This window comes from Exiguobacterium sp. SL-10 (genome assembly GCF_004337025.1).
Taxonomy (GTDB): domain Bacteria; phylum Bacillota; class Bacilli; order Exiguobacteriales; family Exiguobacteriaceae; genus Exiguobacterium.
In genome coordinates, this window is record NZ_SJUP01000006.1 from 1 (window position 1) to 19432 (window position 19432).

Annotated in this window: 17 protein-coding genes and 1 pseudogene; 3 read left to right on the forward strand and 15 right to left on the reverse strand. The window is 40.6% G+C overall.

The annotated features are described in order from the left end of the window. Positions 1 to 84 precede the first annotated feature (84 nt). A complete protein-coding gene (locus EVJ33_RS08250; RefSeq protein ID WP_131436186.1) occupies positions 85 to 1323 on the forward strand; it encodes an ISL3 family transposase in 1239 nt (412 codons plus the stop codon). Positions 1324 to 1493: 170 nt separating this feature from the next. Here EVJ33_RS08250 and EVJ33_RS08255 read toward each other — a convergent pair. Further along, a pseudogene (locus tag EVJ33_RS08255) lies at positions 1494 to 2244 on the reverse strand (ATP-binding protein). Continuing rightward, on the reverse strand, positions 2192 to 3748 hold the full coding sequence (gene istA, locus EVJ33_RS08260; RefSeq protein WP_131436188.1) for an IS21 family transposase: 1557 nt from the start codon (positions 3746 to 3748) through the stop codon (positions 2192 to 2194). The pseudogene EVJ33_RS08255 and the gene istA overlap by 53 nt, the downstream one beginning before the upstream one ends. Positions 3749 to 3862: 114 nt before the next feature. Here istA and EVJ33_RS08265 point away from each other — a divergent pair, with 114 nt between their 5' ends. Further along, positions 3863 to 4153 carry a transposase gene (locus EVJ33_RS08265; RefSeq protein ID WP_161566917.1) on the forward strand — a complete coding sequence of 97 codons (291 nt, stop codon included), beginning with the start codon at positions 3863 to 3865 and terminating at the stop codon, positions 4151 to 4153. A gap of 123 nt (positions 4154 to 4276) precedes the next feature. On the opposite strand, the gene EVJ33_RS08270 is transcribed toward EVJ33_RS08265, so the two are convergent. The 13 genes from EVJ33_RS08270 to EVJ33_RS08330 all read right to left on the reverse strand — a co-directional run bounded on the left by EVJ33_RS08270 (position 4277) and on the right by EVJ33_RS08330 (position 17985). Beyond that, positions 4277 to 5137, reverse strand: a complete 861-nt coding sequence (locus EVJ33_RS08270) for an NAD-dependent epimerase/dehydratase family protein (RefSeq protein ID WP_131436190.1) — start codon at positions 5135 to 5137, stop codon at positions 4277 to 4279. A gap of 276 nt (positions 5138 to 5413) precedes the next feature. Then, complete coding sequence (locus tag EVJ33_RS08275; protein ID WP_131436192.1) at positions 5414 to 6580, reverse strand: nucleotide sugar dehydrogenase; 1167 nt, start codon at positions 6578 to 6580, stop codon at positions 5414 to 5416. 1 nt (position 6581) lies between these two features. Further along, positions 6582 to 7997: a lipopolysaccharide biosynthesis protein gene (locus EVJ33_RS08280; RefSeq protein WP_131436194.1), complete on the reverse strand. Its 1416-nt coding sequence runs from the start codon at positions 7995 to 7997 to the stop codon at positions 6582 to 6584. A 1-nt stretch (position 7998) separates the two neighbouring features. Then, entirely contained in the window at positions 7999 to 9204 is a 1206-nt protein-coding gene (locus tag EVJ33_RS08285) for a polysaccharide pyruvyl transferase family protein (protein WP_131436196.1), read from the reverse strand. 1 nt (position 9205) lies between these two features. After that, a complete protein-coding gene (locus EVJ33_RS08290) occupies positions 9206 to 10390 on the reverse strand; it encodes an O-antigen ligase family protein (protein WP_131436197.1) in 1185 nt (394 codons plus the stop codon). Positions 10391 to 10412: 22 nt separating this feature from the next. After that, the gene (locus EVJ33_RS08295) at positions 10413 to 11204 is read right to left on the reverse strand and encodes a glycosyltransferase family A protein (protein WP_131436198.1); all 792 of its coding nucleotides are present in this window, start codon (positions 11202 to 11204) and stop codon (positions 10413 to 10415) included. 37 nt (positions 11205 to 11241) lie between these two features. Next, positions 11242 to 12018: a glycosyltransferase family 2 protein gene (locus EVJ33_RS08300; RefSeq protein ID WP_201739681.1), complete on the reverse strand. Its 777-nt coding sequence runs from the start codon at positions 12016 to 12018 to the stop codon at positions 11242 to 11244. An 83-nt stretch (positions 12019 to 12101) separates the two neighbouring features. Beyond that, on the reverse strand, positions 12102 to 12734 hold the full coding sequence (locus EVJ33_RS08305; protein ID WP_034779052.1) for a sugar transferase: 633 nt from the start codon (positions 12732 to 12734) through the stop codon (positions 12102 to 12104). 17 nt (positions 12735 to 12751) lie between these two features. Beyond that, positions 12752 to 14635 carry a polysaccharide biosynthesis protein gene (locus EVJ33_RS08310; protein WP_131436199.1) on the reverse strand — a complete coding sequence of 628 codons (1884 nt, stop codon included), beginning with the start codon at positions 14633 to 14635 and terminating at the stop codon, positions 12752 to 12754. Positions 14636 to 14647: 12 nt separating this feature from the next. Beyond that, on the reverse strand, positions 14648 to 15547 hold the full coding sequence (gene galU / locus EVJ33_RS08315; RefSeq protein WP_131436200.1) for a UTP--glucose-1-phosphate uridylyltransferase GalU: 900 nt from the start codon (positions 15545 to 15547) through the stop codon (positions 14648 to 14650). Positions 15548 to 15767: 220 nt separating this feature from the next. Then, on the reverse strand, positions 15768 to 16535 hold the full coding sequence (locus EVJ33_RS08320; RefSeq protein WP_131436202.1) for a tyrosine-protein phosphatase: 768 nt from the start codon (positions 16533 to 16535) through the stop codon (positions 15768 to 15770). A gap of 15 nt (positions 16536 to 16550) precedes the next feature. Continuing rightward, positions 16551 to 17267 carry a CpsD/CapB family tyrosine-protein kinase gene (locus tag EVJ33_RS08325; protein WP_131436203.1) on the reverse strand — a complete coding sequence of 239 codons (717 nt, stop codon included), beginning with the start codon at positions 17265 to 17267 and terminating at the stop codon, positions 16551 to 16553. Next, the gene (locus EVJ33_RS08330) at positions 17260 to 17985 is read right to left on the reverse strand and encodes a YveK family protein (protein ID WP_131436204.1); all 726 of its coding nucleotides are present in this window, start codon (positions 17983 to 17985) and stop codon (positions 17260 to 17262) included. The genes EVJ33_RS08325 and EVJ33_RS08330 overlap by 8 nt, the downstream gene beginning before the upstream one ends. 195 nt (positions 17986 to 18180) lie before the next feature. Here EVJ33_RS08330 and EVJ33_RS08335 point away from each other — a divergent pair, with 195 nt between their 5' ends. Beyond that, positions 18181 to 19413, forward strand: coding sequence for a hypothetical protein (locus tag EVJ33_RS08335; protein ID WP_131436205.1), 1233 nt, complete (start codon positions 18181 to 18183; stop codon positions 19411 to 19413). The last annotated feature ends 19 nt before the right edge of the window (positions 19414 to 19432 follow it).

Here is a 19432-nt window from a genome sequence, read left to right on the forward strand (position 1 = left end):
TTCCTCCAAATCCATTCCCTCCAGATAAAATAGCCTCAACTACTCTATCGGAGTTCTGTTCTGATTCTTCGGCAATAGTGTAAAATCGTATCGAGCAAAAACTGTCAATTTTATTCTAGCGTTCACACCTGTCCCCATTGCACTAAAAGCTCATATCGTGTCCATAGCCGATACATCAGGACATTGTACGATGAGCGTGTGTTCGGATTTGATGTGCAGCTACGGATTCAGGCAAGACGTTTCTTTTGCGACGAACCAAGCTGTCCCTCAAGCATCTTTACGGAGAGATTTCCTTCCCTGTGTCGACCACACTCCCGCAGAACAATCCGTTTAGAACGTGGGCTACTGAGGCTCTTAAGTGGAATGAGTGCGATCGGGCTGGAACGTATCTTGAACAATATCAGCGATAGTATGCTACTCCGACTGTTGAAACGCTCACAACATCATCGGAAAACGCCTGACCCTCGCGTGGTCGGCATTGATGATTGGGCCTGGAGAAAACGAAAAAAGTACGGGACAATCATCTGTGATCTAGAGACACGACGCCCGATCGCCTTACTTCCTTCTCGGGATGTCAAAACCGTCTGTGCTTGGATTCGTTCGCATCCCACCATCCAGGTGGTGGCACGTGACGGGTCCATGGAGTTTCGGGAGGCCATCCGTTTGGCCGATGAGACGATTCAACAGGTGAGTGACCGATGGCACTTGTTTCATAACTTAGGGAAGAAAATTGAAGACATCTTGAAGCGACGTCTTCCATATAGCGAAAAAATCCTTCTCGAACCGGATGGCCTTAACGCCGAACGTGAACTGACAGACGCTGAAAGAAGAAAATGGACGCTTATTCTCGCAATACAACAGGATGCGAGACAAGGTGTTCCGATTTCCGAGTTGATCAGACGTCACCATATCGACCCAAAGACGTGCCGTAGATACCTACAGATGACAGAGCCACCAAGAATCAGTCGGTCACATCGACGACACAGCGCAGACATCTACAAGGGAGACATCGTCAGATGGATCCGCCAAGGTAGGACGACCGAATGGATGTACCGGACGTTGAAACGGAAAGGATATCTCCGTGGAATCAGTACGTTTCGACCTTATGTGGCAAGATTGAAAAAAGCAGTCCCACACGAGATTAACATCAATCGACGAATCATCCAGAAAGTCCTCTGGGAGGACGAGCCTTCTAACAAACCACTTCTCATAAAGATACTGGACATCCATCCTTTCTTGAAGGTATTGAACGAGCTCGTCCGTTCGTTCAAGAATCTTTTCAGCGAAGCGATGATTACGGCCACGAGTTTTTACCGCTTCTGACATTTTATTTACCACCAAATGCCATGTTCGGTACCACTCAGTGACATATGTCGACCATCATGTGACTCAAAGTCCGTTGGACAAGGGATTGCGGCATTGTGAGCCATCGATTGCGGACGACTGAGCCACCTAGTGCGAAGAAAAGAGCCATCACTTGGATGGCTCGGACGTCAGCGTGTTGATATGCCATGGCGTTCCCTCATCGATATTTCACCGTCGATCATGATTTGATAAGAGTCATGGATGATCCGGTCGAGGATCGCCTCTGCGATGGTCTCGTTTCCTAATCGAAGATGCCATCCGCTCGGGTCGATCTGTGAACAATAGATGGTAGAGACGGTCTTATGGCGCGACTCGGAATTCTCGAGGAGGATCGTCGCCTCGTCAGTCGTCAAGTCGGTCAATAGCCATTCATCGAGGATGAGTGGGTCGACTTTTGTATACTTTTTGAGGAGTCGACGGTAGCTTCCGTCGGCTGCGAGCTTCGCCAGTGTCAGTTCGTCCAATAATTCAGGCAGACGGATGTATCTCACCTTGAACGACTGTCGGCAGGCCGAGACCCCGAAGGCGGTCGCGAGATAGGTTTTTCCTGACCCTGTCGGTCCCTTCAAGATTAAGTTATGTCCGTCCAAGATGTAAGTGCCGCTCGCTAACTTGAGGATCTGCTCTTTATTCAATCGACGGTCGGCATGGTACTCGATGTCTTCGATGCAGCTTGCCGTTCTTTCGTCTGGAATGCTCGAAGTCAACGAGTAACGCTAGGCGTTCATCAAAGTCCATGCGTTGAAATTCCCGATTGGATGACTGTTCCTCGTAGGCCTCGGCCATTCCGTTTATCTTCATCTCGATTAGTTTGGTAATCGTCTGCTCATTCATCTTTATCGGCTCCCCCGTAATATGCCGCACCACGCATAAAGCCATAGTGAGTGTTGGCAGTTTCCATCTTGCGTTTCAACTCCTGCTCGGCGTCGCTCTTCTTGTTGTTCGCCAAGATGCTCTGGATGCCCTTGACCGTCGGTCTGTTGGTCATGGAGACGATCATCTTACAGGCGCGTTCGATCTCATACTTGGTATAACGTCGCTCCAGCTTTTTCAACGAGAAGATGGATTGGAGTCCCAAGCGTTCGGTCTGAGCAGTGTCAAGAAGGAAATCGATCACTTTCAAGGCGTTTGGACCGACCCCATCGGCCCAGTCTTTTGCGTTCTCCGGGGTCTGGTCGACGTAGAGCTTATGGTTGTCGGGCATGTGATCACGGTTCGTCGACAATTGTCCGAAGCGCCCGATCAGCCGTTTGTGAGAGGCAATCCGCATCTCGTTGAAATACACCTCGACCAATTGCTCGGTCAGACGCACCTCGACCTGACAGTTGATATATTCATAGGGCACCGAATAAAACATGCTCTCGATGGATATATGGTAGTCCGGCCGGACTTTCGCGGTTCGCCAACTCGATTGTTTGTACGAGTGCTTCGGCAGTGGCGATAACGCAAACTTCTCCTCCTCCTCGAATGCGGAGAGACGGCTGCCTGGCTTTCGGGTGAACGGACGACGGTTGAACTCTTCTAGTTTTTCATGAACCTCACGGTTCAACTCCTCTAGGCTGAAGCAGTGGGAGTTCCTCAAGGCGGCGATGATCCAAGTCGAGATGACACCTACGGAACCCTCGACACTCGGTTTGTCCTTTGGCGCGCTCACACGCGCAGGCATGACGACCGTCCCGTAATGTTCAGCCATCTCTCGGTATGTCGGGTTGAGGATGAGTTCACGTGACGTGTTTCTCGTGACACCGGTCTTCAGGTTGTCAGGGATGAGAATCTGGGTGCTCCCACCGAAATAGCTGTAGGCATGGTTATGGCACGTGATCCATGCCGATAGGTCCATCGAGAGGCTCGCCTCGGCATAAGACAATTGGCTACAGGGCAATGTCGCCACGAATATGTATGCTTTTATCTTTTCTCCCGTGTCTCGGTCGATGATGAACGTGGTTGAACCCGCCCAGTCGACTTCCATCACCTCGCCTGGTTTGCGACGAATCCGAAGCGTGGCCTTGTGCTTGTTCGCATAGGCACTGTAATGTCGCACGAAACTCCGATAGGAGTAGGGGATTCTTTTGTTCGTACGGCACTCTATTTCGTACTCATGATGTAGGAGAGACAAAGTGACGTTCGGCTTCGCTAATTCCCTGTGTACATAGTCAAAGTCGATCGGGTGTCTCCCGGACGATTCAAACGCCCTCTCAGGGAACAAGAACTCTTCAATCCACTTATCGGTCATGTCATCATCGAACGGCCCTATCAGGCCTTTTTCTGTCGCCCGTTCGATCACCTCCGTCACTTTCTGACGCGAGTTTCCGGTGCTCGCTGCGATGCTTCTTAGGCTGAGTCCTTGCTCTTTAAGTTTTAGGATGGTCGAATAACGAAGCATAAAAAACCTCCCATGTAACGATGTCACACCATTGGGTGTGCACCTTAATCATAGGGAGGAAATGTGAAGGATGGCCGGGACTTTGGCATCGCCCGGTAAATTGTTTGTCACTCTTTGGTAAATAAGATTGCAAGACTGGTACATTTCAATGGCCGTAATCAAGCGACGTCTGAACAGGATATCTTATGGTGGTGTGAACAGGCGCAAAGGGCGAACGAAGCCCCACTAGCCTCTTTCGCAACCTATATACGAGGGGACATCGACGCTATCCGGCTCGGGATGACGTTGCCCTGGTCGAACGGCATGGTCGAGGGACAGGTCAACCGACTGAAGACGATCAAACGCCAAATGTATGGTCGGGCGGGATTGGAGCTGTTGCGCATCAAAATATTGAATGTCACTTGAGGCTCGTTGTTCTACTGAAATATAAATCGATGTCTACATAACCACAGGGATGAAGCGTTTCACCAAAAGTGAGGAAGAACCAATTTTAAACCGCTATTGACATCAGAATTCGTAGTACGCATATTATTTCTTTTCAGTCGCAATAATACTTTCTTTGAAATCACGTACATGGTAGTCATGTTCGTATGTTGACAACTCTTTCGCATATGCGAAATCTCCAAACAATTTATTGATGGTAACGTTTCGGTCAACGAGCTGACGGATCACACCATTGAATAAGCCCAATGTTTTGACCGTATTACTATGCACAGACCCAATCGTCGAGACAAGCTCTGACGTACAGACATACTCTTTGTTTTGAGGATGGAACGTACCATGGTCTTCATGTAGAATGACCTGTGCCAAAAACTCGGACAAGTTATCGATGTGAATCATACTCCGCTGATTTTGATAGCTCGGAAAGAGCGGGATTTTCTTCGAGAGATTAGCCAGCTTGATATAGTTCCCTTTCGATCCCTTTCCGTAAATCATCGGCGGACGCACATTCGCGATGAGGAAATCTCGATCCGCTAACGCTTCAAGTTTTTTCTCGGCTTGAAGTTTGCTATTCCCATAGAAGTTTGTCGGCTTCGGCACTGTATCTCGGGTAATCATTTGAGCATTCGAAGCATCACCGTATACAATCATGCTACTGAGGAAGATAAACTGTTTCACACCTTCAAGCTTCGCCTTCTCCGCAACCTCGGCTGTCAAATCCGTGTTCACTTTATAGTATAGGTCCTCCATGCTCTTGTCCGTCGAGACGTGAGCGATCCCCGCAGCGTGTAAAATCGCATCGTATCCATCAAACGAGATCGTTTTCCATTCTCCGCTTCGCATCCCGACCGTCTCGACTTGAATCGAGTTAGCATGATGTACCTCAATCCATTGTTTGAACGCATTACCGACGTAGCTATTCGCTCCTGTGATTAATACTTTTTTCATGTATAGATCTCCTTCATAAAAACTTATCTTTGCATTACCCGATAGTCTTTAACAAATTTGTTAACCTTGAACAGAGAATAGCCGTTATTCTTCTCCTTTTGGGTGTTGATATTTGTTGTCACTACAGTTCCTCATTTAAAATTATTCGGTCGCAAACATATCCAAACGACTGATCGACATTTGCATGAAACGGACTAAGAATGCCGAGAAGCGGTTGACGACTTAAAAGATTGAAAATATGGCAGCACGGGGATTGTTCCTCGTGCTGCCATATGATTAGTCACGACTGTACAAATCGCGCGTATAAACTTTATCCGCTACATCTTCAAGTTCTGGATGCAAACGGTTTGTGACGATGACGTCAGCTGTCTCTTTGAACGTCTCAAAGTCATTGATGACAGGTGAATTGTAGAACGATTCTTCTTTTAGAACCGGCTCATAGATGACGACTTCGACACCTTTTGCCTTAATACGCTTCATGATTCCTTGAATCGAAGACGCCCGGAAGTTATCCGAGTCCGTCTTCATCGTTAGACGGTAAACACCGACACGCTTCGGATTTTGTTTCAGAATCGACTCAGCGACAAAATCTTTACGTGTACGGTTCGCGTCAACGATTGCCCCAATGATATTGTTCGGTACATCCTCATAATTGGCAAGAAGCTGTTTCGTATCTTTTGGCAAACAGTAACCACCATAACCGAATGATGGATTATTGTAGTGTGAGCCGATCCGTGGATCAAGACCAACACCCTCGATAATCTGCTTAGAATCAAGACCACGAACTTCTGCGTACGTATCAAGTTCGTTGAAGAACGCAACTCGCATCGCTAAATATGTGTTCGAGAACAACTTGATGGCTTCTGCTTCAGTTGAGTCAGTCAACAACACCGTAATATCTTCTTTGATGGCAGCATTTTTTAATAAGTTCGCGAACACTTCCGCGCGCTCAGACTGCTCACCCACAACGATACGTGATGGATAAAGGTTATCGTGCAACGCTTGACCTTCACGCAAGAATTCTGGTGAGAAGATGATATTTTCAGTATCGAATTTTGCATTGACTTCATCCGTATATCCAACCGGAACAGTCGATTTGATGACCATGATTGCATCCGGGTTGATTGCTAAAACGGTTGCGATAACGCTCTCAACCGTACGCGTGTTGAAGTAGTTACGTACTGGGTCATAATCCGTAGGCGTTGCAATCACAACATATTCGGCATCTTTGAACGCTGTCAGGTTGTCTGTTGTCGCAACTAAATTTAATTTTTTATTTTGTAAGAAGTCTTCAATTTCTGCGTCAACGATTGGAGACCGTTTCGCATTAATCATGTCGACTTTGTCTCTCATGATATCCAGTGCAATCACATCGTTATGTTGTGCAAGCAAGACTGCCATTGAAAGACCGACATAGCCAGTACCGGCCACAGCAATTTTCATTTCAATATCTCCTAACTAACTTTTCTAATATTTTTTTTAATACGGCTAGAATAAAGAATATAAATTTTCTGTTGATTTTAATCATTATCATCAATCCTAAAATATATAAAAAGACAGAAAAATATAAAGGAATAGTTAGATAAGTGATAATTGTAATTATAGAAACTGAAATTAGATTTAATAGAATAGTATGAAGAGTTTTTGTTTCTTTTTTATAGGCTACTATACTCCTCCACCTTATGATTGACATAGTTAGAAAGCCTGCAATTGAAGAAAAACCTACCCCATAAAGACCCATAATCGGTATCAATAAAACATTTAGTACTAATGTAACGCCCGCCCCTATTAAAGATGTATAAAATATATCTTTAGTGTTCTTATTGACTATATAGTTTGTCCCTAAAAAAGAAGATAAACTTGAGAAGACTACTGCAATAAGCAGTAGAGGAGTGTATTTCCAAGCTTTTATATATTCCTCGCCTAAAGTTGAAAACAAAGGTTTTACAATAATAATCAATATGCTTACTAATAAAAATATGAAACTACTGAAATACTGAAACGCAACTAAATTGTACTTTCCACTATCTTTGCTATCCTTATGCTCAATAGCAGATAGTTGCCATGCCTTAAAAAAAATCGAATTAAATACTGCGATTATTCCAGATAATTTACTCGAGACTGCAAATAAACCATTAAACGATGTACCTAGATAAAATAATATAAGATATCGAGAGGAAGCGTTAATTATCCACCACATTAATGAGTTAGGCATTAAAGGAAGACTATAAGATAACATTTGAATAATCGTATTAAAATTAAGTACTTTTAACGATAAGTAGCTTCTTATATTAATCCCTCTAAAAAGATGAGCAAGAGAAAATAAATAGGAAATTATGTTGGCAATGAAAAAACCGTGTAACCCATATTGAAAATGACCTACAAGAAAAATAACTCCCACAAATAACGAGACTGAGTATAGCAAAGAGTTAAGTGCATACAATTTTAATTTTTTTAAACTTCTACAAAAATTCAAAAGATAGATGTAAAACATATTTAAACAGAAAACAAAAAAAACTAAGTAGTAAAAATCAGGAACTCCCATTAATATACTGTATATGACTAAACATAAGCCACTAAAAATAACTCCCAAGACAATTACAATCGCACCATTACTAAAAACGACTTTTGCGTTTTCTCCATCTAAAACAAATCTTAAAGTAGCTTCATATACGCTTAAAGTGATTAATGGAATTAGCAAAGTGATAGTTACTTGAATCAAATCTAATTTTCCATACTCTACGCTAGAAAGATAAAAAGTAAAGAATGGAACAAGGGCGAAAATAAGAAGCTTGCTTCCCAAGTCTCCAATACTTAGAATGAGTGAATCTTTAAATAGACTTTCTGTACGCGATCTCATTTTATACCTTAATCGAATCTTTCAATTCATTAATTATTCTAATGTTTTCTTTGAAAAGTAATTCATTATTTGTTTTAATATTTTTTAATTTAATCTTCTCAGACTCTAAATCACTTATTTTTTCTCTTACGCGTTGTAATAATAAGTCGTCCTTAATTTTCAAACTATTAATATCGAAAACGTCATTTGTTGATTCAATCATTTTAAACATTTGATCAACTTTATCCTGCCATGACAATCCAACAAAAGGTACACCTTTAGCAGCTGCTATTATAAGTGAGTGCATACGTGCACCGATTAAAAAATCAATAGTTCGATACAATTCATTAATATCATCAAAATTCTTTAATTCTACTTTTTTAATAGCGTGATTACTTTTTAATTGTTCATAAACAAAGTCTACAGCTGCATAATCTTTATGCTCTGTTGAAAATAAAATAATTTGGTAGTTATTAGACAATTTTTTAATTATTCTTTGCAAATTGCTTAAATAATCCTTATTAATGCCTTCCTCCACTTTATTCAGCAACAAATCGATAATACAAATTCCTATTGTTAATTTTTCATCTGCGACTTTAGGATTCTGTATTTGATTTTCATCCATTAAAAAAACAGGATCAATGGATAATACAGGTTTATTTGAAATGTCCTTGATATATTGATAAGATTTTTCATCCCGCAGAGTAACCTTATAGGCTTGAGACAAAATTTCTCTCGTATTTTTTAGTTGCTTTTCATTTTGAAACGGACCGATTCCGATAGAAGTCACAAAAACTTTTTTATTATATTTTTTGGCTATTTCAATTATTTTTTTGAATTTGTAAGCCGAGTCCGAATGTGGGGTCAAATCAAAAATTGCATTTCCTCCACCAACTAATACAAAATCACTATTTTGAATATCTAACTCAAAATCTGAATTATCAACATTAAAATCAATTTGCTTTTTAACTCTTAAAGTATGAAGTAAATCTAGAAAAGTTTTTTTTCTTAAATTATCATTATAAAATTGTTTTAACTTTCTTTTTTTCATGTTCTCAATATACGGATATTCTAATTGTATTTGATTATCATTACTAACATATTTACGTAAATTAAAATCATATTTTTCTATACTACAATCATATAACAACTTTTTTTCTAATTGATTTACAATTAGTAAGTCACCTAAATTTTTACTCCCCATAAAACTTATGAAAGTTACTTTCATATTAAATAACTCCTTTAATCGTTCTGTTATAAACTCCGTTTACAGCAAAAAGGCTTAGTAATATTGCAATAGAAATTAAAAAAATCACATCAGTAACAAAGTGAGTTCCAGTTATAGATCGAAACAAAAAAGATGAAAGTAATACTAATGCAACTTTCATATCTGTACTCTTTGCTAATATTTTCAATCTATTTTTATTTTTATATATTTGAAATAAAATTAAAGCACCAAGAAGTACTAAACCGAAGAATCCAAAAATCAGAATTATTTCGGTTATAAAATTATGAGAATGATAATACTTTCCTTGTGTTAAAGTTCTCGCCACTCCGAAACCTGATGGAAAAAAACCATTTTCTTTAATGTATTCGATAACTAAAGGATAAATTTCTTGTCTCCCACTTAAGATACTATCATTTGTGGCGGTTCCTTGAAGCTGTTGGATAAATAGAGATAAATTTCGAGAGTTAATTCCACGATTCATAAGTGAAACATTTAAGGCATTAAGAAGACCCAATAAATTTGTGAAAACTATTAAAGAAGTAAAAACTACTGAAAAAAACTTAATATAATATGATAGTTTTTTCTTAGAGGAAAAAACCAAAAAAATAACAAATATGGACAGAATTGATGAGACGAACACCATCCTTGATCCTAATATTCCTAATATCATTAGATTCACTACACCCATGAATAAATTTAAATATGATTTTTTAAATTTATTATATATAAAAATGGCTAAAATGTTATAGTATGCTAACAATCCAATTTCATAGTAAGTAATAACGTAGTTCATCCTAAGAAGATAATAAATAGGCATTAACAAGGTGAACCCCATTGCCACTTTATGCCATTTCATCAATAATTCTTCAATTCGAATTGATTGAGTGCTAAAAATATAAAGTGGAATAGTACTATAAATTAATAAATTAATTCCATCACCTAGGACGTACATTGGATTTTCAACAAACAAAGCATTAACTCCGATAATGATTATTAAGCCTATAAGATACCCTAAGAAATATCTATTCATTTTTTGTGTATTAAATATTACGGTTAATATCAAAAGTATCACGATAATCATACTTTTAATTAAAAATGGACTTGAAAGTTGAAAAAAAAGTATAGATATAGATGACGCATAAATAAACGTAATAATTATCCATGTGTTTAAATTATTATTATTCATAATTAAGACCTCTGTAAAATCATTATTGGTTACCTTCCGAGAATTCCTTAATTCCCCGACATAACAATCCCCATACTTTTTTCTTTCCTAAGTTTTCTACGATACTTTTTTTTCGGAAAAGGAATTGAGCAGCTATTAGGTATGAAATTTTAGGAGAAATAGCAGCAAAAAGGGCTCCTTTATCTAAAAAAAACTTCTCTGTGTATCCTTCAAACCAAGATGAAGGGCGATACTTAATGTGTGCAATAATTTTCGGATGCGCATAAATTTTAATACCTTTTTTTAAACACTCTGTTAAGAATAGAGTATCTTCACCCGAACCGTATTTTGCTCCTCCACCAAATAATAAAGAAAAATACAAATTTTCTTTAAGAATTTTATTTCTTCGGAAGGCAATATTAACAGTTCCAAATTTCATATAATTGTGAAATCCAATCTTTTTACTTTTTTTGATTTTGTTCTTTACTACTCCTCGGGAATCTTCTACAGAAACATCAAATAATATTACGTCTGCTTTGGGATTAGCATTGAACGCCTCAATAACTGCTTTTTCATAGTTATGGTCATAAACCATGTCGTCATCCGCCATTAAACAAATATCACCTTCTGATCTCATTAAGGCAGAATTTCTACTTAAACCTACTCCTCTTTCATCGAATGAAAAAAATCGAATTTTTTTATCATTAAATAAAATATATTCATAACTTATACTATCAGTTTGATTTATTATTATGGCATCGGTTTGTATATTCATTTTTCGGGCCAGGTCAAAGGAAGATTGCTTCATTGTTGCAACTAAAACTTCTACTTTCATTACAAATTCCACCTTATAAGATTATGAAAATGACTTTTCAAGTAAGTTTTATTTTCTTAATAATCGGTTTTAGAATCCAATAAAAAGTCAAATAAAGAGATCTTATTAATCCAATCTTTTCTAATTTTCTATATATCCTCCAGTGATACTTAACTAAACTAAATTTATTTTTTGATAATGAGTTTTCTCTTATTCTGTGACTTGATAATACTTCTTCTAAACAATATAAATAGTCTACTTTTTTCATAAGATTTAACCACATGAGATAATCATTTCTTTTCTTTATAGGAGTTATATATTTTTTTTCTTCAATGGCAGTCGCGTTATAAATAACAGTAGAATTCCCAGGACAATTTTTTAAAACATCATTATAATCGGCTTTAAATTTATAAGCTATAATATTGTTTAATGAAGCCCCGTTTTCGTTAATTTTGTCATAAAACGTACAAGTAAAAATATAGTTATTGTTTTTCATAAAGTTAATTTGAAGTTCTAATTTATTCGGACTCCAAAGATCATCACTATCTAAAAAAGCAATATACTCTCCTTGAGCCTTTTCTAATGCTTTATTCCTTGCCACCGCTGCTCCAGAATTCATTTCTAATTGATGAACAATTATCCTATTATCTTTATCTTGAACTTTTTTTAATATTTCTAGAGTGTCATCACTTGAACAATCATCTACTATAATTAACTCCCAATTTACATAAGTCTGCGCTAGTACACTATTTATAGTTTCTTCAATGTAATCTGAACAATTGTAAGATGGCATAATAATTGATACCAAATTCGGAATACCATGGTATTTATTCATTTTTATTTAACCCTTTCGTCATTCCTAATCAATAATAATTGGCGTACTTCACATACCTAAATCATTATTAAAGTCGAAACGATTTACTTATCTTTTTCTTTTGCAGAAGCAACTTCTTTAATCATAGAGGAAGTGCCCCCTTCTAATACCCCTTCGCTCTTTAATACACTGAGTACTGTTCCTATAAAACACTGTATGTCTTTTTTAAAAGACAAATTTTTGACATAGTCACCGTCTAACTGAGCCTTCACCTCAATTGGCAGTTCGTCTCTCCCATTAATTTGAGCCCATCCCGTAAGACCTGGAAGAATATCATTAGCTCCATACTTTTCTCTTTCTTCAATCAAATCATATTGATTCCACAATGCGGGCCGTGGACCAATTACAGACATCTCTCCTGTTAGGATATTAACGATTTGCGGTAATTCATCTAAACTTGTTTTACGAAGGAATTTACCGATTTTTGTAATGTACTGTTCCGGGTCACCTAATAGATGTGTTGGGGTGTCTTTGGGAGCATCTATTCGCATTGTTCTAAACTTCAAAATATTAAAGTGTGACCGATGAAGACCAACTCGTTTTTGTTTGAAAAAGACCGGACCTTTCGACTCGAGTTTAATTGCAATCATAATCCCAATAAATAAAGGGGCAAGTACAACCAGTCCAATCAATGACAGCATCAAATCAATTTTTCGCTTGTGTTCAATATACCTCATTATTCACACTCCATTATTCAAACTGTTTCTTTAAGGTGATCATGCTTAAGCGAATCGAGACAATCATTTGCCCAGTTGACGAGATACAGACCGAGCGCTTCACTCGTCTTTAACTCATTCATTCTTGAAAGTTTCCCTTTCAAGTCCGATTCTTCGGTAACAATACCTGTAAAGATTTTCGGATAGACTGCCTCAGGATGAACTTCTCCTTCTTTCAACAGCTCTTCAAACATTTTTTCACCTGGACGAATCCCACTAAATTCAATTGAAATTTGTTCTTCTGTAAAGCCACTCAGTTTAATCATATTACGAGCTAAATCTACGATTTTCACCGGTTCACCCATATCAAGGACGAATACTTCTCCGCCATCGGCTAAAGTCCCAGCTTGAATGACAAGACGGCTTGCTTCAGGAATCGTCATAAAATAACGGGTCATATCAGGATGTGTGACAGTAACCGGTCCGCCTTTTTCAATTTGCGTTTTAAACAACGGGATGACAGAACCCCGACTCCCTAATACATTTCCAAAACGGACAATAGCATACTTTGTTTGGCTCGTTTTCGCTAAATTTTGAACGACCATTTCAGCAATACGTTTTGTTGATCCCATCACGTTCGTTGGATTGACGGCTTTATCCGTTGAAATCATAACAAATCGATTTGCACCAAACTCATCTGCCATCTCAGCGACATTTCTAGTACCATAGATATTATTCTTAACAGCTTCATGTGGATTTGCTTCCATTAAAGGTACATGTTTATGAGCCGCTGCATGGAAAACTAAATGCGGTGAATGTGTCATAAACACTTCACGCAACCGTTCTACGTCCTGCACGTCAGCAATAACTGGAATCAAATCGACGTCTAAATTGAGTTCACGGAGTTCACGTTCGATTAAATAGATGCTATTCTCCCCATGACCTAATAGGAGAAGGCGTTCTGGACTAAATTTCAAAATTTGTCGGCAAATTTCTGATCCAATCGATCCCCCTGCGCCTGTAACCAGGACTGTCTTACCTTCCACTTCTGATTGAATCCCTGAAATATCAAGTTCAACCGGTTCACGGCCAAGAAGATCATCAATTGATACTTGACGCATTTGGTTAACAGCCACCTTTCCGGCTGCAACTTCCTCAATCATGGGTAGCGTATGCACATTCGTACAGAGTGCTTTTGCTCGTTTAATAACCGCAAGTCGATCCTGATAACTCATAGACGGAATAGCGAATACAATTTTATCAATTGCATGATTCTCGACAACACTTTCCAATTGTTCGAGCGTTCCTAACACTCTCACACCGTTAACAGTCAGATTCTGAAGGTGACTGTTATCATCAATAAATCCAACTGGATTCATACGATGATTATCAGATTGATTGATTTGACGGACTAGCATGCGACCAGCTTGCCCGGCACCCACAATCAATGTCCGCTTTTCAGATTTACGACGTTTCATTTTTCTACCGCCTAGAACTAGTCGACGATCCTGCTTCCACGTCACGTAAATCCGTGAACCTAGACGAATGCCCCCTAAGAGTAAAAGAGAGAGGCAAAAACTAAGGAATAACATTCTTTCCATTGCTTCACCGTAAACAGCAAATTGAAGGACATACAAAGTCAACGTGCTCATCATAAGAGTTACCGCAAGACGAATCGCTTCTGACATACTCGCAAAACGCCATGCGACTCGATAAAGACGACTGATACCGGCCATCACGATGAATAGTGCACTATATAGTAAAGCAGACTCTACAAAGTGATTACGATCTACATTTTCAATAAACTCAATTGGATACAAAAAGAAGTATGTGACGAACATGGAAGATAAAATAGCAATAATATCAAGAACTACTAGTACACTTGTTCGAAATGATTTTCGACTTAACTCAGGAATAGACATCTGATTTCCTCCTTATTTCACTGGATTCAAAGAAGATTGTTCTTCCATCAGTTCGGTCATCATTTTTAATACATCTTCTCGGAGATCATCCCTCTTTAATGCAAATTCAAGAGTTGTTTGAATAAATCCTAACTTTTCTCCAACATCATAGCGTTTGCCATTGAATTCGTAAGCATATACACGCTCAACTTCATTCAAGCGCGTAATCGCATCTGTCAATTGGATTTCACCACCCGCTCCCGGGACTTGTGTTTCTAAAAAGTTAAATATTTGAGGAGTAAACAAATATCGACCCAAAATGGCCAAGTTCGATGGTTCTGTACCTGGTGCCGGCTTTTCAACAAAAGATTCAACTTTATGTAAACCGCCTTCAAGTGATGACTGCGGATCAACAATCCCATAACGGTGCGTTACGTCACGTGAAACTGGTTGCACACCGATGATTGAGCTCTCCGTCTTTTCATACTGTTCGATTAATTGCTTCGTACAAGGGATTTCCGCCTGAACAATATCATCTCCGAGCATAACGACAAATGGTTCATTTCCAACAAACGCCTTTGCCTGCAATACTGCATGACCTAAACCCATCGGCTTTGACTGCCGGATAAAATGTATATTAATGTTTGTTGTTTCTTCTACTAGTTTAAGAAACTCAGATTTTCCTTTTTCGATCAATGTTTGTTCAAGTTCAGGTACCGAATCAAAGTGATCTTCAATAGCTCGTTTACCCTTGCCCGTGACGATTAGGATATCTTCAATGCCAGATTCAACAGCTTCTTCTATGATGTATTGAATCGTTGGTTTATCAACGATTGGTAACATTTCTTTCGGCATCGCTTTTGTTGCCGGCAAAAAACGTGTCCCTAATCCTGCAGCTGGAATCACAGCTTTTTTCACTACTTTACTTGCCATGATGTTCCTCCTCTATAAATAAATATATATTATCTGTCTGATTCATAGAAAAAAGGATGTAACTTACATCCCTTCAAAATTATATTTTCAGATTATCACTTTAGACCTAATATAAAAACATATGAGGAGTAAAATAAACCTAAAATCGTTCGACAGTTGTCGACACTTTCTCTATTTTTAACCAATTAAGTCAATGAATTTCAGCGAAATCTAGAACAACTCACTTTTTCCATTTGCCTCTCCAGTTCTTTATCGGCAATGTCGGGGGGTCGATGAATACAAAATCATCCTTGATGACTGCCTCTGCATTGATGACATAATTCTCCCATTTGTCCGCACCGAGTTCATCCCGCACGACCTTCTCGACTTCCGTCCAATAAAACGTTCGTCGCCCCGTGCTATGCGCATCTGATGCGATCAAGTGGCTCAAGCCGTTACGAAGAAACGCGAATGCGAGGTCTTTGACGTTATTTCCGAATGCTCCGGTCAAACTACTTGTCGTAATTTGTGACAGCGCCCCAGACGAAACAAAATCCATTAGTCGCTGCGGGTTGGTCGCGAACGTTTTATTCCGTTCTGGATGGGCGATAATCGGCGTATAGCCTTCCGTCTGAAGGTCGAAGAAGAGCTGTTCGGCGTAGGCTGGTACCGAGTCACTCGGAAACTCCACGAGCACGTAACGAGATCCAGCAAGCGATAACGCCTTTCCTTGCTCTAACGAGTCAATCAAATCACCGAAGATCCGAATCTCTTGTCCCGGATACAAATCGAGCTTGATGTTTTCTTGTCTGAGTACGTTTTGTAGTTTTGTCACAGCACTTGCGACATCAAGCTGACTTGTATCAAACTGCGGCTGAAACGCGTGGGGGGTGACTACGATTGCAGTCACCCCTTCACTTACTGCGCGCTTCGCCATTTCGACCGCTTGTTCGACTGTTTCCGGACCGTCATCGACGGCCGGTAATAAGTGACAATGGATATCAATCATGGCGTGCTCTCCTTCTTATTCATATGCGTAATAGTAATAATGGTCGTCGCTGCCTTGTGGTTCGCGCTTGTTCAAGACGACACCGAGGATATGTGCATCTGCCAAAATGAGTTGTTCTTTTGCTTTGACGACCATTTGACGGTCCGATTTATCACAACCGACGACGAGGACGACACCGTCGACTTTGCGGGCCAAGAGGCGCGTATCTGCCACTTGCATCATCGGAGGCGCATCTAAAATGATGACGTCATAGTTCGCTTTTAATTCTTCTAGTACACGATCCATCATCTTCGACGACAATAGCTCTGATGGGTTTGGTGGGATCGGTCCTGCCGCAATCAAATCTAAGTTCTCGATTTGTGTCGTGTGTGTCGCTTTATCGACCGTCGTTTTTTTGGCCAATACTGTCGATAGACCAATCCCGTTCGACAAACGGAATGTGAAGTGAGCCGTCGGACGACGCATGTCGCAGTCGACGAGTAACACTCGTTTCCCTTGTTGGGCATACACAACCGCGAGATTTGACGACGTCGTCGATTTTCCTTCACCAGACGAAGAAGATGTAATGACCATCGTCTGCAACTCGTCATCGACTGCCGTGAACTCTAAGTTCGTGCGGATCGTACGGTATTGTTCAGAGATCGGCGATTTCGGTTTTAACACCGTAATCAACTCACGACCTGACTTGTCGTATTGGGTATGCTTATGTTTCTTTTTTCCGAACTTAAACATGGACTCGTTCACCTTTCACGTTAGCTTGACGTTGTTGACGCATTTCGACTTTATCGATGACAGGAATCGATCCGAGAACCGGAAGTTCCAAAATCGTTTCGACGTCTTGTTCTGTTTTAATCCGACGATCGAGCATTACTCTCAAAAATGCCATAGCCACACCAATCATCATCCCAAGAACTGTCGCAATGGCCGTGTTCAATAAGATGTTCGGTTTCACTGGCGACATCGGGACCGAGGCATTCGAGAGGACTTTAACGTTGTCAACACCGCTCATTAATTCGCTGACTTCTTCCGCGAACACAGTGCTGATTTCGTTGGCGATATCGGTGGCGAGCACCGGGTTCGTATGTTGAACTTTAATGTTGATGACCTGCGAGTTTTGTTCGCTGTTGACTGTGATTAAGTTTGCAATATTATCAGGGGCACCAATTACATTTTCTTGAACCTGCTCTAAAATAGCTGGACTTTGAATGATGACCCGGTATGTGTTTACAAGTGCGACCGACGACTGAACTTGGCTGCTATCAATCATGTTGTTTTGTGTCTCTTTCGGTGCAACTAAGACTTGTGTCGATGCTTCATATGTTGGACTAATGACGAATGAGCTCACTAAAAATGCGATTAACGCCGCAATGATTGCTAAACTTGCGATGAGCCATTTGCTCCGTTTTAAAATGGAGAATAGTTCTCCAAGGGAAATTGTTTCTTCTTTCATCTTCGTCTGTTCTCTCCTCTGTTTTTTAAAGTCACTACTGGAAAAATTCCGCAGATAATATTTAACAGTGCCAATACCAAAACATTATAGCAAAAATCCTCACAGTTGATGACCCATTTTTTAAAATTTGGGTTTTTTGGTATGTAAATCTGATAAACTTTGTTAGGAAGAACTTAACAAAAGGAGGAGACTATAGTGCACGTTAGTGAGCGCCTACTCCAGTTGTACGCAGACATGAATGCGACGACACGTATCAAATTGCAAGATGCGATTAAACAGAATTTAGGGGACGGGAAGTCGTTGGCCGTGTCTTTCGAAGAATTGACAGGGACAACGGATCCAACGTTTTCGACCGAGATCAAATCGGCGGCCGACTTTGCGGCATGGATTAAAGATGGGAAGAAAGATGCCACGTTCCTTCCATACTATGTGTCTTTACTCGAGATGCACGAAGACGTATTTCGTAAAGAGTCGACAGTGCCGAAGTCAGCACCTGTTGACAAGACATCGGTCAATGAGGCACCGCTTATGGATCAAACCGTGATTCCCGCTCCTGAACCGACCGTAGTGAAAACGCCAACACCAGAAGAGAAACCACCCGCCACAAAACCACGGTATATGCCGGAAGCCCCGGTCCCATCACGGGCAGAACGGGCAAAATACCATCGGACGATTGAACCGGCACGACCACGGCGGAAGTCCGGGAAATGGATCGGTGTTCTGTTCATCCTTGCCTTATTCATCGGAGGCGGCTATATCGGGTATCCCTATGTCATGGACTTGTTAGAACCAAAACAAGAGGCCCAAGTCGTCGAGGAGAAGCCGAAGCCGGATCCTGAACCGGTCGTCCAAGAGCCGGAGACGAACTATGTGTGGCTCGCCTCAAAAAACGTCAACCTCGTCTCGGAACCGAACGGCGCGACGGTCACCTACATAGGAGATATCGGCGACCGGTACGAAGTTGTGAAGGAACAAGATGAGCACGTCGAAGTGAATTTGGACGGGACGACAGCATGGGCCCCGCTCGACGCCGTCACGACCGACTGGCCGACGCGTGATTTGACGGATAGTGCCTTACTCGACTGGGTGAACACGAATTTGAACAACGAGTGGCTCGGTGAGTCGATTCCTGATTTCTTCGCCATGAACGAAGCAGCACTTACAGAGACGATCGGCGCGCCGTTCGGCCGTGAGACCGATGCGTTGAACGCTTACGCGTTCTATAACGGTGGGTTCTTCGTGATTCAAGACGATAAAGTACACGCCATCGACTGGACGAACACGCAAACGACGCGTGAAGCTTTCAGCCCGCTCGGCGAAGCTGTGCTTGAGACGGACGATGCGGTGGTATATGAGAGTGAGACGTACTCACTTCGCTTATTCGAAGGCACGAACGGGCAGACACGGGTACGACTAACTGAAAAATAAGAGCGTTTCACGGAAGGAG

What these genes read in the sequence shown, in the direction of transcription:
- istA (WP_131436188.1), bottom strand. Translation starts at nt 3,748, where the DNA reads ATGCTTCGTTATTCGACCATCCTAAAACTTAAAGAGCAAGGACTCAGC.
- EVJ33_RS08270 (WP_131436190.1), bottom strand. Translation starts at nt 5,137, where the DNA reads ATGAAAAAAGTATTAATCACAGGAGCGAATAGCTACGTCGGTAATGCG.
- EVJ33_RS08275 (WP_131436192.1), bottom strand. Translation starts at nt 6,580, where the DNA reads ATGAAAATTGCTGTGGCCGGTACTGGCTATGTCGGTCTTTCAATGGCA.
- EVJ33_RS08280 (WP_131436194.1), bottom strand. Translation starts at nt 7,997, where the DNA reads ATGAGATCGCGTACAGAAAGTCTATTTAAAGATTCACTCATTCTAAGT.
- EVJ33_RS08285 (WP_131436196.1), bottom strand. Translation starts at nt 9,204, where the DNA reads ATGAAAGTAACTTTCATAAGTTTTATGGGGAGTAAAAATTTAGGTGAC.
- EVJ33_RS08290 (WP_131436197.1), bottom strand. Translation starts at nt 10,390, where the DNA reads ATGAATAATAATAATTTAAACACATGGATAATTATTACGTTTATTTAT.
- EVJ33_RS08295 (WP_131436198.1), bottom strand. Translation starts at nt 11,204, where the DNA reads ATGAAAGTAGAAGTTTTAGTTGCAACAATGAAGCAATCTTCCTTTGAC.
- EVJ33_RS08300 (WP_201739681.1), bottom strand. Translation starts at nt 12,018, where the DNA reads ATGAATAAATACCATGGTATTCCGAATTTGGTATCAATTATTATGCCA.
- EVJ33_RS08305 (WP_034779052.1), bottom strand. Translation starts at nt 12,734, where the DNA reads ATGAGGTATATTGAACACAAGCGAAAAATTGATTTGATGCTGTCATTG.
- EVJ33_RS08310 (WP_131436199.1), bottom strand. Translation starts at nt 14,635, where the DNA reads ATGTCTATTCCTGAGTTAAGTCGAAAATCATTTCGAACAAGTGTACTA.
- galU (WP_131436200.1), bottom strand. Translation starts at nt 15,547, where the DNA reads ATGGCAAGTAAAGTAGTGAAAAAAGCTGTGATTCCAGCTGCAGGATTA.
- EVJ33_RS08320 (WP_131436202.1), bottom strand. Translation starts at nt 16,535, where the DNA reads ATGATTGATATCCATTGTCACTTATTACCGGCCGTCGATGACGGTCCG.
- EVJ33_RS08325 (WP_131436203.1), bottom strand. Translation starts at nt 17,267, where the DNA reads ATGTTTAAGTTCGGAAAAAAGAAACATAAGCATACCCAATACGACAAG.
- EVJ33_RS08330 (WP_131436204.1), bottom strand. Translation starts at nt 17,985, where the DNA reads ATGAAAGAAGAAACAATTTCCCTTGGAGAACTATTCTCCATTTTAAAA.